General features: G+C 74.6%; 13 protein-coding genes. 6 read left to right on the forward strand and 7 right to left on the reverse strand.

Annotation, left to right across the window (positions count from 1 at the left end):
- Nucleotides 1-11: 11 nt before the first annotated feature.
- On the reverse strand, nucleotides 12-1,796 hold the full coding sequence (locus tag V6U81_RS17035; RefSeq protein WP_334490594.1) for a RelA/SpoT family protein: 1,785 nt from the start codon (nucleotides 1,794-1,796) through the stop codon (nucleotides 12-14).
- A gap of 128 nt (nucleotides 1,797-1,924) precedes the next feature.
- Entirely contained in the window at nucleotides 1,925-3,682 is a 1,758-nt protein-coding gene (locus V6U81_RS17040) for a DEDD exonuclease domain-containing protein (protein ID WP_334490517.1), read from the reverse strand.
- Nucleotides 3,683-3,808: 126 nt separating this feature from the next.
- Here V6U81_RS17040 and V6U81_RS17045 point away from each other — a divergent pair, with 126 nt between their 5' ends.
- From V6U81_RS17045 to V6U81_RS17060, 4 genes are all read left to right on the forward strand, one after another.
- Nucleotides 3,809-5,206 carry an NYN domain-containing protein gene (locus V6U81_RS17045; protein WP_334490518.1) on the forward strand — a complete coding sequence of 466 codons (1,398 nt, stop codon included), beginning with the start codon at nucleotides 3,809-3,811 and terminating at the stop codon, nucleotides 5,204-5,206.
- Nucleotides 5,207-5,318: 112 nt separating this feature from the next.
- Nucleotides 5,319-5,540 (forward strand): hypothetical protein, encoded by a 222-nt coding sequence (locus V6U81_RS17050; RefSeq protein WP_334490519.1) that lies wholly within the window; start codon nucleotides 5,319-5,321, stop codon nucleotides 5,538-5,540.
- 171 nt (nucleotides 5,541-5,711) lie between these two features.
- Nucleotides 5,712-6,971, forward strand: coding sequence for a M48 family metallopeptidase (locus tag V6U81_RS17055; RefSeq protein ID WP_334490520.1), 1,260 nt, complete (start codon nucleotides 5,712-5,714; stop codon nucleotides 6,969-6,971).
- Nucleotides 6,968-8,092 (forward strand): glycosyltransferase family 4 protein, encoded by a 1,125-nt coding sequence (locus V6U81_RS17060; RefSeq protein ID WP_334490521.1) that lies wholly within the window; start codon nucleotides 6,968-6,970, stop codon nucleotides 8,090-8,092. Before V6U81_RS17055 ends, V6U81_RS17060 begins: the two co-directional genes overlap by 4 nt.
- A gap of 6 nt (nucleotides 8,093-8,098) precedes the next feature.
- Here V6U81_RS17060 and V6U81_RS17065 read toward each other — a convergent pair whose 3' ends face one another.
- The 5 genes from V6U81_RS17065 to V6U81_RS17085 form a co-directional block, all read right to left on the reverse strand.
- Nucleotides 8,099-9,766 carry a putative bifunctional diguanylate cyclase/phosphodiesterase gene (locus V6U81_RS17065; protein WP_334490596.1) on the reverse strand — a complete coding sequence of 556 codons (1,668 nt, stop codon included), beginning with the start codon at nucleotides 9,764-9,766 and terminating at the stop codon, nucleotides 8,099-8,101.
- Between the two features lie 76 nt (nucleotides 9,767-9,842).
- A complete protein-coding gene (locus V6U81_RS17070; RefSeq protein ID WP_334490522.1) occupies nucleotides 9,843-10,655 on the reverse strand; it encodes an SAM-dependent methyltransferase in 813 nt (270 codons plus the stop codon).
- A 204-nt stretch (nucleotides 10,656-10,859) separates the two neighbouring features.
- Nucleotides 10,860-11,528, reverse strand: a complete 669-nt coding sequence (locus V6U81_RS17075) for a response regulator transcription factor (RefSeq protein WP_007072219.1) — start codon at nucleotides 11,526-11,528, stop codon at nucleotides 10,860-10,862.
- 7 nt (nucleotides 11,529-11,535) lie between these two features.
- Nucleotides 11,536-13,227 carry a histidine kinase gene (locus tag V6U81_RS17080; RefSeq protein ID WP_334490524.1) on the reverse strand — a complete coding sequence of 564 codons (1,692 nt, stop codon included), beginning with the start codon at nucleotides 13,225-13,227 and terminating at the stop codon, nucleotides 11,536-11,538.
- Nucleotides 13,228-13,241: 14 nt separating this feature from the next.
- Nucleotides 13,242-15,050: an AMP-dependent synthetase/ligase gene (locus V6U81_RS17085; RefSeq protein WP_334490526.1), complete on the reverse strand. Its 1,809-nt coding sequence runs from the start codon at nucleotides 15,048-15,050 to the stop codon at nucleotides 13,242-13,244.
- Nucleotides 15,051-15,243: 193 nt separating this feature from the next.
- Here V6U81_RS17085 and V6U81_RS17090 point away from each other — a divergent pair, with 193 nt between their 5' ends.
- On the forward strand, nucleotides 15,244-15,699 hold the full coding sequence (locus V6U81_RS17090; RefSeq protein WP_334490528.1) for an SRPBCC family protein: 456 nt from the start codon (nucleotides 15,244-15,246) through the stop codon (nucleotides 15,697-15,699).
- A gap of 34 nt (nucleotides 15,700-15,733) precedes the next feature.
- A complete protein-coding gene (locus tag V6U81_RS17095; protein WP_334490530.1) occupies nucleotides 15,734-16,432 on the forward strand; it encodes a hypothetical protein in 699 nt (232 codons plus the stop codon).
- Nucleotides 16,433-16,466 lie beyond the last annotated feature (34 nt).

Raw genomic sequence — 16,466 nt, forward strand, 5'->3', positions numbered from 1 at the left:
CGCCCCGCCGGTCACTGCCGGTGGTCGACCAGGTCGATGAGCTGGCGGACGACGGTGTCCGGCTCGATCGCCCGGTCGAAGACCGCGACCAGCATGGTCTCCAGGTCGGGGTAGCCCAGCTCCTCCGACAGGCGCAGCAGCGGCAGGTCGCTGGCCAGCCCCCGGTCGTGCTTGCGCAGCGCCAGCCCGATGGTGGCCCGGCCCAGGCGCACCTTGTCGGCGATCGAGATGCCCGGCTCGGTGTGCTCGGCGAACCAGCGGTTGATCTGCATCTGCGCGTGCGGCGACTTGACGAAGCCGAGCCACTCCCGCCGGGGCCCGCGCGGGGCGATGTCCACCTCGAAGCCGCTCTCCGCGTCGCTCTCGGTGAAGATCTCCACCACGTCCCCCTCGTCCAGCTCGGACGAGAGCGGGGCCAGCCGGCCGTTGATCCGCGCGGCGAGGCAGTGGTCGCCCCGCTCGGTGCCCAGCTCGTACGCCAGGTCGACCGGGGTGGCCCCGGCCGGCAGCACCACCTGCCGGCCGTCGGCGACCACCTGGACCTGCGCCTCGGCGAGGTCGCAGCGCAGCGACTCCAGGAACTGGGCCGGGTCGGGCGCCTCCTGCTCCCAGTTGAGCACCCGGCGCAGCCAGGCCAGCTGGTCGGCCCGGACGGCGCCGGAGGAGCGCGGGAAACGGAAGTCGGCGGCGATGCCGTACTCGGCGGCGCGGTGCATCTCCTTCGTCCGGATCAGCACCTCGACGGTGCGCCCCTGCGGCCCGCAGACGCTGGTGTGCAGCGACCGGTAGAGGTTGTTCTTCGGCGAGGCGATGAAGTCCTTGAACCGGCCGGGCACCGGGCGCCAGCGCCCGTGCACCGCGCCGAGCGCGGCGTAGCAGTCGGTGGCCGGGCCGTCCACCACGATCGCGATCCGGGGCAGGTCGAACGGGGCGGTGTGCCCGCCGGCGACGGTGTCCTTCCAGATCGAGTAGAGGTGCCGGGGGCGCGGACCCACCTCGGCGTCCACCCGGCTGCGGCGCAGCGCCACCTTCACCTGGGCGACCACGTCGTCCAGGTAGGCGTCCCAGCCGGGCCGGTCGTGCACGTGCCGGGCGAGCCGGGCATGCTCCTCGGGGTGCAGGTGCAGCAGCACCACGTCGTCCAGCTCCCGCTTGAGGGTCTGGATGCCCAGCCGGTCGCAGAGCGGGACCAGCACCTCCTGGGTCTTGCGGGCGATCCGCTCCCGGGAGGAGGCGGAGCGGACCCCGAGGGTGCGCATGTTGTGCAGCCGGTCGGCGAGCTTGATGATCAGCACCCGGACGTCCTTGCCGGCCGCGATGATCATCTTGCGGATCGTCTCCGCCTCGGCCGCCTTGCCGTAGAACGCCTTGTCGAACTTGGTCACCCCGTCGACCAGGTGGGCCACCTCGTGGCCGAAGTCCTCGCTGAGCGCCTGCAGGGTGTAGCGGGTGTCCTCCACCGTGTCGTGCAGCAGCCCCGCCACCAGGGTGGTGGTGTCCATGCCGAGGTCGGCGCAGATCTCGGCGACCGCGAGCGGGTGGGTGATGTACGGCTCGCCGCTCTTGCGGAACTGGCCGCGGTGCATGTTCTCCGCGATGGTGTACGCCCGGCGCAGCACCGAGGCGTCTGCGCTGGCGTGGATGGCGCGGTGGCTGCGGACCAGCGGGCCGACCGGGTCGTTGTCGGTGCTCGGCCAGCTCAATAGGGAACGCAACCGGCGGGCCAGCGGCAGCTCCCCGGGCTGGGTCGGGAGCGCGCCCCCCAGGGCGGCGCCGTGTCCGGCGTCGACGTCCACGAGGGACACCTCCTCACCCCGGCTCCACGGTCGCCGTCACCGCCAACCGGAAGCAGGCCCACGAAACGGGCAGGACTGCACTCCCTTAACAGCCTAAGCGAGTCTCGGTCGTCCGATCGGTCACTTGCTCATGAGCGTTCGGTCGAGAGTTGGTGGGAGCCGGCGTTCTCGGCCTTGGCCAGCAGGTCGCGGAAGCGGCCCGCCCCGGCCACCGGGGACGACCATTCGGAGGTCATCTCGACCAGCCGCGTCTCCGGGCGCTCCAACCAGGACAGGATGCGCTCGGTCTCCTCGGCGGTGGCCCGGGGCACCGGACCGTGGCCCGGCTCCACCGTCTCCGCGGTGGCCCGGATCGCGGTGATGGTCGGTCGAGGGTGGACGCCCGGCGGGGAGACCCCCGCCCCGGCCAGCCGGCCGTGCCGGACCAGCGCCAGCTCCCAGCCGCCGCCGGCCGCGGGCCGGGCGGCGGTCAGCTCGGCGATCCGGGTCAGCCCGGCCAGCCGCTGCATCCGCACGGCCGCCCGCAGCACCGCGGCCAACCGGGAGCGCACCACCGCCGCCTCCTCGTAGCGCCGCGCGGCGGAGAGCGCCTCGATCCGGGCGAGCAGGGCGTCCACCACCACCTGGGGATCGTTCGTGGTGGCGGTGCGGAACGGGGTGGCGGCGCGGTGGTCGTACTCCTCGGGGGTGATCCGGTGCTCGCAGGGTGCCGGGCAGCGACCCAGCTCGGCCAGCGCGCAGGCCGGCGTCACGGTACGCAGCGAGAGCCGGTGGGTGCACTGGCGCAGCGGCACCGCGTCGTGGAACCCGGCGGCGGCCAGTTCGGCCGCCCGCCTGGACCGGAACGGGCCGAGGTAGGCGGTGTCGCCGGGGGAGATGCCGCGCACCACCGACAGCCGCGGGTAGGGGCCGTCGGTCAGCTTCAGCCAGACCATCCGCTCGGGGAACTTGGAGCGGCGGTTGTACGGCGGCGCGTGCGCGGCGATCAACCGCAGCTCGCGCACCTCGGCCTCCAGCGGGTGGGCGCACTCCACCGCCTCCACCCGCTCGGCGGCGGCCAGCATCTCCGACATCCGGGCCCGCTTCTCGGCGGCGGTGAAGTAGCTGCGCACCCGGGTGGCGATGTCGCCGGAGGTGCCGACGTAGAGCGGCCGGTCGTCGGCGGCCCGGAAGATGTAGACCCCGGGCGCCTTGGGCAGCCCCTCGGCGAGATGCCGCTTGCGGCGCTGGGTCGGGGTGACCGCCCGGGCGAACTCGATCGCGTCGCCGACCGTGTCGACCCGGTGCCCGCCGAGCCGGGCGATCAGCCCGTGCAGCACGTCCACGGTGGCCTTGGCGTCGTCCAGCGCCCGGTGGGTCGGCTGGGTGGCGGTGCGGAAGTAGGCGGCCAGGGTGCCGAGCTTGCGGTTGGGCACCTCGTCGCGGGTGAGCACCCGCCGGGCCAGCGCGGCGGTGTCCAGCACCCGGGGGTTGGGCCAGCGGTAGCCGTGCTTCGCGCAGGCCGCCTTGAGGAAGCCCACGTCGTAGGGGGCGTTGTGGGCCACCAGCACGGCGTCGGTGAGGAACTCCAGGAAGCTCGGCAGCACCTGCTCGATCGGCGGCGCCGGCACCAGCATGGCCTGGGTGATGCCGGTCAGCACGGTGATGAACGGCGGGATCGGCACACCGGGGTTGACCAGGGTGGCCAGCACCCCCAGCTCCTCGCCGCCGCGCACCTTGACGGCGCCGATCTCGGTGATGCCGCCGCCGTCCGGCGCGCCGCCGGTCGTCTCCAGGTCGACCACCACGAAGGTGGTCGCGTAGAGCGGGAGCGCAGGGTCCACCCCGGCGCCCGCTGTCGGATCCAGACCGGCCAGCGTCTGCTGGACGTACTCCCCAGGTGCCACGGGCGGCAGGCTAGCGGGCCGGTCCGACACTCCCGTCGCAGCGGCCCCACCGATCACCCGGGTCTAGGATGAGAGATCGGCTCACTCGCCCGGCAGTGGGCCCGGTCGCGGTGGGAGACTTGCCACATGCCCCTCACCGAGCCGTACGACGACCACCTCCCGGAGGAGGGGTCGTCCGCCGCCGCGCCCGAGGCCGGCGTGGGTGCGGGGGCGCCCGAGCCGGAACCCACCCTGCCGGAACCGGTCCGCCAGCGCATCGTCGCGCTCACCGCCACGGTGCTGCCCGGGCTGCCCGCCGACGAGGTGCCCGTCCCGCTGCGCCGGGTGGCCAAGTTCGCCCCGAACCGCCGGGCCCGGCTCGGCGCGCCGGTGATCGCCGCCCAGCTCACCGCCGATCCGCTCTTCCGGCAGCGGGTCACCGCGCGGGTGCTGGCCGACGCCGGCGACCTCGGCGCGGCCGTGGTCGAGGGCACCGCCCCGGCCGCCGCCGACCCGGTCGAGGTGGCCGCCCTGGCCTACCTGGCCCGGCCGCGGGGCTGGCGGGACCTGATCGAGGCGAGCGGCGCCGCGGTGCGCGCCGAGGCGGACAGCGCGGTCGTCGCCGAGCTGGTCCGCGAGGCCGAGCAGCGGGCCACCCGGGCCGAGCACGACCGGGCGGTGGCCCGGGTCGAGGCGGAGAAGCTCCGCGACGAGCTGGCCCGGGTCCGCGAGGAGCTGGGGCAGCTGCGGGAGGAGAGCCGCCAGCTCCAACGCACCCTGCGCGAGACCCAGGTCCGCGAGCGGAAGGCCGCCGAGCTGCTGGCCACCGAGCGGGGCCGGGCCACCCGGGCGGCCGCCGACAGCGACGCCGAGCTGCGCCGGGCGCGGGCCCGGCTGGCCGAGGCGGAGGCGGCGGCCGGGGTGGCGCGGGCCACCGCCAAGGAGTCCCGCTCGGTCGACGACGCCCGGCTCTGGCTGCTGCTGGAGACCATCGGGCAGGCCGCCGTCGGGCTCCGCCGGGAGCTGGCCCTCGATCCGGTCGACAAGCTGCCCGCGGACTTCGTCGCCGAGGCCTTCGCCGAGCCGGCCGCCGCGCCCGCGGGCGGGCCGGCGGCCCGGGCCCGGGACACCGACGACCCGGCCCGGCTGGACCAGCTGCTCGCGCTGCCCCGCGCGCACCTGGTGGTGGACGGCTACAACGTCACCAAGCGTGGCTTCGGCGAGATGTCGCTGGAGCAGCAGCGCAAACGCCTGATCACCGGGCTGGGCGGGATCGCCGCGCAGACCGGCGACGAGGTCACCGTGGTCTTCGACGGCGCCGAGCGGATGCACGGCCTGCCGCCCACCCCGCGTGGCGTGCGGGTGCTCTTCTCCCGCAAGGGCGAGACCGCCGACGAGCTGATCCGCCGCCTGGTGCGGGCCGAGCCGGCCGGCCGGCCGGTGGTGGTGGTCTCCTCGGACCGGGAGGTCGCCGACGGGGTACGCCGGCACGGGGCGTACCCGCTGGGGGCTGACTCGCTGCTGCGCCGGCTGTCCCGCTCCTGAGCATTGATCACCGGATGTCCTGTTCTGTCGTACCCGATGACTAGTGTCCGACCTGACCGACGGTGGTCGGGCGATGACCGTCGCCCGCCGCCACACTCCGTCAGGAGGCACGATGCTCATCGACTGCGACAGGTGCGGGATCCGGGGCGCCGGCTGCTCCGGTTGCCTGGTGACCGCCCTGCTCGACGTGGATTCGCCGACGGCCGGGCTGGACGCCGCCGAGCGCCGGGCGATCGAGGTGTTCGCCCGGGCCGGCTTCGACGTGGAGGTGCTGCCGCCGGAGTCGGCTCCCGCCGTCCGCCCCCGGTCCGGGCGTCGCGGCCGGGCGGCCTGACCACGTCGTCCCGGCACCCGGGCCCGCGTTCCTACCCTCCGTTCCGGCGCGCGGACACCCCGCGAGCGGTCGTCCGGACGGGCAATAGGATGGGCGGCTCACGGGTGGGAGGAGCGGCGGCATGACGCGGACGCGGCGTGGTGGCGGCAGGCCGGCGCGCGAGGTGCCGGCGTGACCCCCCGGGGCTGGGCGGTGCTGACCCTCGCCGCCCTGGTGGTGGCGCTGGTCGTGGCCGGTGCGGTCCTGGTGCCGTGGAGCCGGCCGCCCGCGCCCCGCGCCGACCAGCTCGCCGCGCTGCGCGACCTCCCCGTCGACCAGGTGGCCCGGGGCCGCGCGTTCCGCGAGACGCTGCGCCCCGGCGCGTACGGCGGGCTGGCCGTTGGGCTGCTGGTGGCGCTGCTGCTCGGGCTGACCCCGCTGGGAGCGCGCCTGGTCACGCTGGCCGGCCGCCCCTTCGGCGACCACTGGATGGCCCGCGCGGTGCTCGGCGGGCTCCTCGTCGTCCTCGTCGCCGACCTGCTCACCCTGCCCTTCGCCGCCTGGCGGCAGTCGGTGCTCACCCGCTACGGGCTGAGCACCCACGGCTGGAGCGGCTGGGCGGTCGACCTGCTCAAGTCGTACGCGGTCAGCGCGGTGATCGGCGCGCTCGCGCTGCTCGGCTTCTACACCGTCACCCGGCTCGCCCCGCGCTGGTGGTGGGCGTTCGGCGCCGCCGGGGCCGCCGGCCTGGTGGTGCTGCTCTCGTTCGTGCTGCCGGTGCTGGTGGAGCCGGTGTTCAACCGGTTCACCCCGATGGAGCAGGGCCCGCTGCGCACCGAGCTGACGGCGCTGGCCGCCCGCGACGGGGTGCCCGTACGCGACGTGCTGGTCGCCGACGCCTCCCGCCGGACCCGGGCCGTCAACGCGTACGTCTCCGGGCTCGGGCCCACCCGGCGGGTGGTCGTCTACGACACCCTGCTGCACGAGGCCACCCCGGCCGAGGTGACCAGCGTCGTCGCCCACGAGCTGGGCCACGCGAAGGACCGGGACGTCTGGACCGGCACCCTGACCGGGGCGCTCGGCGCCGCCGCGGCCGTCGTCGCGCTCTACCTGATCGGCTCCTGGGCGCCGCTGCTGCGCCTCGCCGGGGTCGACCAGATCGCCGAGCCGCGCGCCTTCCCCCTGCTGATCGCCCTGGTCACGGTGGCCGGGCTGGTCTTCGCGCCGGTCCAGGCGCTGGTCTCCCGCCGGGTGGAGGCGCGGGCCGACGCGCACGCGCTCGCGCTCACCGGTGACCCGGCCACCTTCGAGGCGATGCAACGCCGGCTGGCCGGAGTGAACCTGGCCGACCCCGACCCGCCGCGCTGGGAGTACCTCTGGTCGGCGTCGCACCCGTCCACCGTGGAGCGGATGGCCGCCGCCCGCGCCTACGCCAGGGAGGTCGGCAGATGAGCCGGACGCTGCTGATCACCAACGACTTCCCGCCCCGCCCCGGCGGCATCCAGTCCTTCGTGCACAACCTGGCGGTCCGCCAGCCCACCGGCTCGGTGGTGGTCTACGCCTCGAGCTGGAAGGGCGCCGCCAAGTTCGACGCCGACCAGCCGTTCGAGGTGGTCCGGGAACGGACCAGGGTGCTGCTGCCCACCCCGCTGATCGTCCGCCGGGCGGCCCGGCTGGCGCGCGAGCACGACTGCGACACCGTCTGGTTCGGCGCCGCCGCCCCGCTCGGCCTGCTCGCCGCCGGGCTGCGCCGCCGGGCCGGCGTCCGCCGGGTGGTCGCGCAGACCCACGGGCACGAGGTCGGCTGGGCCGCGCTGCCCGCCGCCCGGTCCGCGCTGCGCCGGATCGGCCGGGGTACGGACGTGGTGACCTACCTCGGCGACTACACCCGGGTACGCCTGGAACGCGCGCTGCACGGGGTGACCGAGCTGCACCGGCTCGCCCCGGGCGTGGACGTGGACACCTACCACCCGTCCGTCGACGGCGAACCGGTCCGGGTCCGGCTCGGGCTGGCCGACCGGCCGGTGGTGGTGTGCGTGTCCCGGCTGGTGCCCCGCAAGGGGCAGGACATGCTGATCCGGGCCATGCCGGAGATCCGCCGCCGGGTGCCCGACGCGGCGCTGCTGGTGGTCGGCGGCGGGCCGTACCGGGCGACGCTGGAGAAGCTGGCCCGCCAGGTCGGGGTGGAGCGGGACGTGGTCTTCACCGGCTCGGTTCCCTCGACCGAGCTGCCCGCCCACTACGCCGCCGGCGACGTCTACGCGATGCCCTGCCGGACCCGCAACCGGGGCCTGGACGTGGAGGGGCTCGGCATCGTCTATCTGGAGGCCTCGGCGACCGGCCTGCCGGTGGTGGCCGGCGACTCGGGCGGCGCGCCCGACGCGGTCCGCGAGGGCGAGACCGGGTACGTGGTGCCGGGCCGGGACGTGGCCGCCCTCGCCGACCGGGTGGCCACCCTGCTCGCCGACCGGGACCTGGCCCGCCAGCTCGGCGCGGCCGGCCGGGCCTGGGTGGAGCGGGAGTGGCGCTGGGAGACGCAGGCGCAGCGGATGGCCGCGCTGCTCGCCGGCTGACGCGGGTCAGCGGATCCGGGCGAGGATGTCGGCGGCCGGGGCCGGCCGGCCGAAGTGCCATCCCTGGCCGGCGTCGCAGCCGATCGTCCGCAGCCGCTCGGCCTGCCCGGCGGTCTCCACGCCTTCGGCGGTGACCGTCAGGTCCAGCGCGTGGGCCAGCGAGACCAGTGAGGCGAGGATCCGCTCGTCGGTCCGGCTGCCCGGGGCGACCGCCGGGGCCCGCAGCCCGGCCACGAACTCCCCGGCCACTTTCAGCTCGGTGACCGGCAGGTCCCGCAGGTACGCCAGGTTGCAGTACCCGGTGCCGAAGTCGTCGATGGCGATCCGCACGCCCAGGTCGGCCAGGACCCGCAGGGACCGGACCGGATCCTCGGCGGTGCTCATCATGGTGCTCTCGGTGATCTCCAGCTGGAGCCGCTCGGGCGGCAGGCCGGTCCGCCCCAGCAGCCCGCTCACCTCCTGCACCAGGCCGGGCCGGTGCACCTGGCGGACGGCCAGGTTGACGCTGACGAAGGGCGCCGGGCCGCCCCCGGTCGACCAGCTCTCCGCCTCGCGGCACGCCTCGGCGAGCACCCAGCCGCCGAGCCGCACGATCAGCCCGGTCTCCTCGGCCAGCCCGATGAACGCGTCCGGGCGGAGCACCCCCAGCTCGGGATGGCGCCAGCGGACCAGGGCCTCCACGCCGAGCAGCGTCCCGTCGCGCAGCGAGGTCAGCGGCTGGTAGTCCAGATAGAACTCGCCCCGGTCGATCGCGGTGGGGATCGCCGCGGCGAGGGCGTACCGGGCCAGTTCGGTGCGGTGCCGGTCCGGGTCGAACAGCGACCAGCGGGCGCCGCCGGCCGCCTTCGCCCAGTGCAGGGTGCTGTCCGCCGCGCGCATCAGCTCGCCGGGGGTGGTGCCGGCCACCGGCCGCTCGACGATGCCGATGCTGGCCGACACGGTCAGCTCGTGGCCGCCGACCAGCGCGGGCGCGCCGACCGCCGCGAGTGCGGCCTCGGCGACCTTGACCACGTCGTCGGTGTGCGAGGTGCGTTCGACCAGGATGACGAACTCGTCGCCGCCGAGCCGGGCGACCAGGTGCTCGCCGAGGGCCTGCCGCAGCCGCCCGGCCACCGCGATGAGCAGCGCGTCGCCGACCTGGTGCCCGAGCGAGTCGTTGACCACCTTGAACCGGTCCAGGTCCAGGAAGCACACCCCGACCCGGTCGGCGCCCGGGCCGGGTCGGGCGATGGCCGCGCTGAGCCGTTCGGTGAACAGGGTCCGGTTGGGCAGCTCGGTGAGCGGGTCGTGGGTGGCCTGGTGGCGGAAGCGGGACTCGCTGTCCCGCAGCGCGCGCTCGGCCTGGGCGCGGGCTACCAGCGCCGCCCGCCGGATCGACTCCTGCTCGTCGAGGGTCCGGTCGCGCAGGGCGCGGGCGTACCCGGTGGCCACGGTGGCCAGCAGCCGGGCCATCCGGTCCTCGACGTCGTCGGCGAGCAGCCCGAGATCCCGGACCAGCCGGAGCTGGATCACCTCCACCGTGCGGCCGAGCCCCTCGGCGGAGGCGATGTGCGCGGCGACCAGCTCCGCGCCCACCTGGTGGCCGGCCCGCGGGTCGAAGGGCTCCGCCCGCAGCGCCGCGGCCAGCCGTACGGTGAGTCGTTGCAGCAGCGCCTCCAGCTGCGCCTGGGTCATCGGCAGGTAGCTGGTGCCGGAGACCGCCTTGGCCCAGGCCCGGGCGAACGTCCCGGGGCAGGACGCGACCGCCGGCTCACCCACCGAGGCGTCCGACGCCACCCAGGAAGACCGCCTGCTCGGCCTCCTCGGCGCTCTCCGGCGTCTCCGGCCGCCACTGCGGCACCCAGACCACGCCGGGATCGAGCAGCTCGAAGCCGTCGAAGAAGGCGGTCAGCTCGGCCCGGCTGCGGATCCACAGCGGACTGTCGGTGCGCCGGTAGACCCGCTCGGCCTCGGCCCGCTCGCCGGTGCCGCTGCGGCTGTCGTCGCTGGCCTGGGAGAGCACCAGGTAGCTCCCCGGCGCGAGCGCCTCGCGCAGCGTCCGCAGGATCTCCTCCGGCTGGTCGGAGGAGGGCACGAAGTGCAGCACCGCCACGATCATCACGGCGACCGGCTGGGAGAAGTCCAGCAGCTTCGTCACCTCGGGATGGCTCAGGATCGCCGCCGGGCGACGCAGGTCCTCCTGCACCACCGTGGCGTTCGGATTGCCGCCGAGGATCTCCCGGCTGTGCGCCACCGCGACCGGGTCGACGTCGACGTAGACCACCCGGGAGTCGGGGGCGACCCGTTGGGCGATCTCGTGCACGTTGCCCACGGTCGGGATGCCGGAGCCGATGTCGAGGAACTGGCGCACGCCGGAGTCGACCAGGTGCTGCACCACCCGGCGCATGAAGGCCCGGTTGGCCTGGGCCATCAGCGGCGCGTCCGGGACGGCCTCCATCATGGCCCGGGCGGCGGCCCGGTCGGCGGCGAAGTTGTGCGAGCCGCCGAGGTAGTAGTCGTACATGCGGGCCACGCTGGGGCGTTCGATGTCGATGTCCTCGGGAGCCCAGTCCGGCCGCTGCATGCCCTACCCCTTTGTCGACAGACGCGAGAGACGTCGCCCGCGCGGGCCACCCGGGTATTCTGCCCGCCCGTTGTCGCGGTGCAAAGACCACGATCGCTGCGCGACGGTCCGCTCACGCAGCGGCGCGTGCGGACCGGCGGGCACGGCACGAGGTCCGCGTCCGACGGGCGGACGCGGACCTCGCGGCGACGGGTCGGGAGACCCTCAGAACTTCGGCGCGTCCGGTGCCTCGAGCAGGCCGAGCCGCAGCGCCGTCATCAGCGCCTGGGCCCGGTTGGCCGCGCCCAGCTTCTCGTAGAGCTTCGAGATGTGGGTCTTGGCGGTGGACTCGCTGACGAAGAGCTGCTTGGCGATGCCGGCCACGCTCATGCCGTCGGCGAGCAGCCGCAGCACCTGCCCCTCGCGGGGGGAGAGCTGCGGACCGGACGGAGCCAGCCGGCGCTTCATCGCCTCGGCCAGGTCGGCCGCGGTGAACGCGCTGGGGGAGGAGGCCGCGTGCCGGGCGGCGGCGACCACCTCGTCGGCCGGCGCGGTCTTCGGCACGAACGCGCTCGCCCCGGCCTCCAGGGCGCCGAAGAGCTGGTCGTCCCCGGCGTACATGGTGAGCACCACGATGCCCATCGACGCGCTGGACTTGCGCAGCGCCCGGGTGGCCTCGAGGCCACTGCCGTCGGGGAGCCGCAGATCCATGATCACGACGTCCGGCTGCAGCGCGCCGGCCTGGCGCACGCCCTCCGCCGCGGTGGCGGCCTCGCCGACGACCTCGAACTGCCGGTCACGCTCGAACGCGTGCCGGAGCCCCTTGCGAATCAGATCGTGATCGTCGACAAGGAGAACCTTGGTACGGGTGGCCGGTGTCGGACTTGTGGTCATCCTCGGGTTACTCCCCTTCTGCTGCTGCGCTGCCACGCACGTTATCGCGCCGGGACGGCGATCCCACCACCACCGCCACGGTCGTACCGCTGGGTTGCCGCGGCCTGATCTCCAACCGGCCCCGGATACGTTCCGCCCTCTCGGCCATGATCGCAAGACCGTAGTGCCCGTCCGCGTGCTGGTCACCGATGCCGTGACCGTCATCCGACACTTCGATCTGGGCGTACGGGGGGTCGACCTCACAGGTCACCCAGAGATTCGAGGCGCCGGCGTGCTTGCGGGCGTTGGTGACCGCCTCCTGCGCGATACGCAGCAACTCGGCCTCGGTGGCCGACGGCAGCCGGGCGGTGGACTCGTCCAGCGACAGGTGCACCCGCAGCCCGCCGGAGGCGCCGACGGTGCGGGCGTACTCGGCGATCGCGGCGGCCAGGCCGCCGTGCCGGTCCACCTCGCTGCGCAGCTCGAACAGGCTCAGCCGCAGCTCGGTGATCACCCGGGTGACCTCGTGCCGCAGCGCGCGCAGGCTCTCGGTGGTCTCCTCGGCGTCGTCGTGCACGGTGGCGAGGGCGTTGTCGATGCCGTAGCCGACCATCACCAGCTCCTGGGCGACCCCGTCGTGGATCTCCCTCGCCAGCCGCTGCCGCTCCTCGTTGGTGGCCAGCGAGCGCACCTCGTCGAAGAGCAGCGCCGCCTCCAGCCGCAGCGCGGCCGGCCCGGTCAGCGCGGTCACCCGGGACACCACCGGCGGCGGGTACGCGTGCGCGGCGTCCGCCTCGATCACCACCAGGCCGATGGTGCGGACGCCCGCGACCAGCGGGACGATCAGCGCGGAGACGTCCCCGCCGCGGTGCGAGCGGGCCTGCGAGCGGGCCGCGGTCTGCGGCTGCTGGCTGGCCCACGAGTCGGCGATCGCCGAGTCCGCGTCGAGCGTGGTCTCCCAGTCCACCCGGTCCACGCCCACCTGGGCGAGCACCACCAGCCGGCCGCCGCCGCTGGCCGAGAGGACCGCGGCGCGGGTGCTCGGGGCGACGGTGCGCAGCTCCTCCAGCAGGTGCTCGGCGATGCCGCCCGGGTCGAGGGTGGCGCCGGGGAGCTGCCGGGCGACCGTGCGCAGCTGGGTGAGCAGCCGGGTCGCCTCGGCGTACGGCTGGGGCTTGCCATCGCCACGGACCCGCATCACCTGGTGCAGCGTGCCGGCGGCGTAGAGACCCAGCGCGGCCAGGATCAGCCACTGCGCGCAGACCGCGAGGTAGCCCGGCTGGCCGAGCTGCCGGCCGCCGTCGACCTCGGTGAACGCGCCCGCGACCAGCAGGGTGGCCGCGGTGATGCCGAGCAGCGCGGCGCCCTCGGAGAACCGTCGGCGCAGCGCGGTGACCGTCACCGGCACCGCGAGGTACGGCAGCACGGCCGAGGCGCCCAGCCCGCCGACCGACCCGCCGAGGGCGGACTCGACGGCAACCTGGCTGGCGGCCAACCCGATCAGCACCGCCTCGGCGACCCGGCTGAGCGGGCCGAGCAACCGGTGCTCGGGGGCGAGCAGGGCGGGCAGCCCGGCTACCGCCAGCAGGGCGATCCACCAGAGCTGGACGGGATCCCGGGTGGTGATCAGCGTCAGGACGGCGACCAGCGCCAGCATCACCGCGCGCGCGGCGACGGCGAGGGGCTGGGTCTGGGGTCGGGCAGGTGTGGAGGCGGGCACGTGACGGATCGTAGTCAGCCTCGGTAGATATCCGCGATCTCGGACGCGTACGTCTTGTGTACGACCTGCCGCTTGACCTTGAGCGACGGGGTCAGCTCCCCGGTCGCCTCGGTGAAGTCGTGGGGAAGGATCCGGAACACCTTGATCGCCTCGGCCTTGCTGACCGCCTGGTTGGCCTGGTCGATCGCGCCCTGGATCTCGGCGCGCAGCGCCTCGTCGTCGCGGAGCTGGTCGGCCAGGGTGTCCTCGGGGCGGCCGTGCGCGGCCAGCCACTTGGGCAGGGCCTCCTCGTCGACGGTGACCAGGGCGGCGATGAACGGCTGCCGGTCGCCGACCACGACGCACTGGCTGACCAGCGGGTGCGCCCGGACCTGGTCCTCCAGCACGGCCGGGGCGACGTTCTTGCCGCCGGCCGTCACGATGATCTCCTTCTTCCGGCCGGTGATGGTCAGGAAGCCGTCGTCGTCGAGGTGGCCCAGGTCGCCGGTGCGGAACCAGCCGTCGGCGGTGAGCGCCTCGGCCGTCGCCGCCTCGTTGTTCCAGTAACCCTGGAAGACCAGGTCGCCGGAGATCAGGATCTCGCCGTCGTCGTCGAGCCGGATGGTCACCCCGGGCAGCGGCCGGCCGACCGTGCCGATCTTCGTGCCGGTGGGCAGGTTGGCCGCGGCTGCGGGGGAGGTCTCGGTCAGGCCGTACCCCTCGCAGATGGTCACGCCGATGCCGCGGAAGAAGTGCCCGAGCCGGGCGCCGAGCGGCGCGCCGCCGGAGATGGCGTCGCGGCAGCGGCCACCGAGCGCGGCGCGCAGCTTGCGGTAGACCAGCTTGTCGAAGAACGCGTGCTGGGTGCGCAGCGCCAGGCCCGGCCCGGCCGACGTCTCCAGGGCCTCGCTGTACGCGATGGCGACCTGCTCGGCCCGGTCGAAGATCTTGCCCTTGCCTTCCGCCTCGGCCTTCTGTCGGGCGCCGTTGTAGACCTTCTCGAAGACCCGGGGGACGGAGAGCACGAAGGTCGGCTTGAACTCCTGGAGCTCGCCGACCAGGTTCTTGGTGTCCGAGCAGTGCGCCATGGTGGCCCGGGCCTGCACCACGCCGATCTGGATGAGCCGGGCGAAGGCGTGCGCCAGCGGGAGGAAGAGCAGCGTCGACGCGCCGGGCCGGAACAGGTTGGGCAGCACCGGCACGGCGTTGGCGATGTCGGCGTACATGTTGCGGTGGGTCAGCACGCAGCCCTTGGGCCGGCCGGTGGTGCCGCTGGTGTAGATGATCGTGGCGATGTCGTTCGCGGTGACCGCCTTGCGGCGGCGCTGGATCTCCGTCGGGTCGACGGCGTCCCCGCCGGCGACGATCTCGTCCACCCCGCCCAGGTCGATCTGCCACACCTGGCGCAACTCGGGAAGCCGGTCGCGGACCCCGGCGACCAGGGTGGCGTGCGCGTTGGACTCGACCACCGCGGCGACCGCGCCGGAGTCGGCGAGGATCCAGGCGGCCTGCTCGGCGCTGGAGGTCTCGTAGATCGGCACGGTGACCGCGCCGGCCGCCCAGATGGCGTAGTCGAGCAGGGTCCACTCGTAGCGGGTGCAGCTCATCAGCGCGACCCGGTCGCCGGGGGCGATGCCGGCGGCGACCAGGCCCCGGGCCACCGCGACGACCTCGTCGCGGAACTGCCGGCAGGTCACGTCCGTCCAGACGCGGCCCTCGGCGGTCAGGGTGGGGCGGACGAACTGCACGGCGTCCGGCGCGACCTCGGCGTTGTCCCAGACCGGGTCGGTCAGGTTGGCCGCGTCGCCGACGGTGACGATCGGCGGAACGGAGAACTCGCGCACCTGCACTCCCTCGTGCTCGCACTGGCCGGGCCGGCCACGGGTCGGCTTTGTCGCAACCTACCCGCACACCCAGGTGGGTGCGGTAGGGAGGTTGCCGGGGGGTGAAATCCCGCCCCGCGGCGAAACGGGGCCGTGCGCGGCGCGGCGGGGGTGGAGCGGCGCGCGCGGGGGCGCCGGCGGGTAGCCTCCCCCCATGGCGGACTCCACCACCCAGTCGATCATCATCGACGCGTCACCTGAGCAGGTGGCGGCGGTCATCTGCGACTTCCCGAGCTACCCCGAGTGGACCGACGCGATGCAGCGGGTGGAGGTGGTCGAGGAGTACGAGGACGGCTACGCCAGTCAGGTCCGGTTCACCATCGACGCCGGGGTGATGGCCGACGAGTACGTCCTGGCCTACGAGTACGCCGAGGACCTGTCCCGGATCGAGTGGCACCTGGTGGCGCCGTCGAAGATGCAGCGGTCCCAGCGGGGCTCGTACGACATCGTCGGCAACCCGGACGGCACCTCGACGGTGACCTACACCCTCGAGGTGGAGCTCTCCGTGGGCATGCTCGGCATGTTTCGGCGCAAGGCCGAGAAGATGATCATGGACACCGCGTTGAAGCAGCTCAAGCGTCGGGTAGAAGCATCCGGTGCGGCGCAGTGACGCGACAGCCGGCGGCACGGTAGAGGAGTCGACCATGGGGGGAACGCAGCCGGGCTCCGCCCGGCGGGAGGCCGACCCGGGCTCCGCGCGCGAGGAGGCCGAGCGGCTGGTGGCCACGCTGCTGGCGACGGCCCGACTGGCCACGTCCGGCCCCGGCGCGAGCCCGTGGGGTCCGCTCGGTGGGATCCTCTCGGGTGTCCTCGGTCACAGTGCTGGCCCGTCCCGCCCTTCGGGAGCGGACGAGCGGTCCGGGGCGTTCGCCACCGGAACGCCCGAGTGCTGCGTCTGTCCGGTCTGCCGGGGTATCGCGGCATTGCGCGACCCGAGTCCGGAGTTCGCCGAGCGGCTCGCCTCCGGCGCGGGCGATCTGGCCGCCGGAATCGCCAGCCTGATGCGGGCGTTCGCCGCGCCCGAAGGTGGGGAAGCCTCCCACCGGACGCCGGGTGCCGCCACCGCAGCGACCGGCCGGCCCGCCCCGGCGGACCCGGACGCCGACCACGTGTGGCGCGAGGCCACCCGCACCGGGCATGATTCTGCGTCGGCGCCGGAGCGGGATGTCTGGTCCGCCGCCACCCGGGCGGAGGACGCGGTCGTACCGGCCACCGCCGCCCCGCCCGTCGACGACGCCGGGCCGGTCGCGCCGGCCCAACAGGTCCGGCCGACAGCCGACCGTCCCGTGCCCGCCTCGCGTGCGCCGGCCGGCGCGGGGGAAGCACCAGGCGACGGAGCCTGATCACCGGACATCCCGGCATCGCACGGCCGGTTCG

Source organism: Micromonospora lacuserhaii (assembly GCF_036902735.1).
Lineage (GTDB): Bacteria > Actinomycetota > Actinomycetes > Mycobacteriales > Micromonosporaceae > Micromonospora.

Bases quoted from the DNA above. Each gene is read 5' to 3' on its own strand.
- V6U81_RS17045 (WP_334490518.1), top strand. From the start codon at position 3,809: ATGCCCCTCACCGAGCCGTACGACGACCACCTCCCGGAGGAGGGGTCG.
- V6U81_RS17050 (WP_334490519.1), top strand. From the start codon at position 5,319: ATGCTCATCGACTGCGACAGGTGCGGGATCCGGGGCGCCGGCTGCTCC.
- V6U81_RS17060 (WP_334490521.1), top strand. From the start codon at position 6,968: ATGAGCCGGACGCTGCTGATCACCAACGACTTCCCGCCCCGCCCCGGC.
- V6U81_RS17065 (WP_334490596.1), bottom strand. From the start codon at position 9,766: ATGACCCAGGCGCAGCTGGAGGCGCTGCTGCAACGACTCACCGTACGG.
- V6U81_RS17070 (WP_334490522.1), bottom strand. From the start codon at position 10,655: ATGCAGCGGCCGGACTGGGCTCCCGAGGACATCGACATCGAACGCCCC.
- V6U81_RS17075 (WP_007072219.1), bottom strand. From the start codon at position 11,528: ATGACCACAAGTCCGACACCGGCCACCCGTACCAAGGTTCTCCTTGTC.
- V6U81_RS17090 (WP_334490528.1), top strand. From the start codon at position 15,244: ATGGCGGACTCCACCACCCAGTCGATCATCATCGACGCGTCACCTGAG.
- V6U81_RS17095 (WP_334490530.1), top strand. From the start codon at position 15,734: ATGGGGGGAACGCAGCCGGGCTCCGCCCGGCGGGAGGCCGACCCGGGC.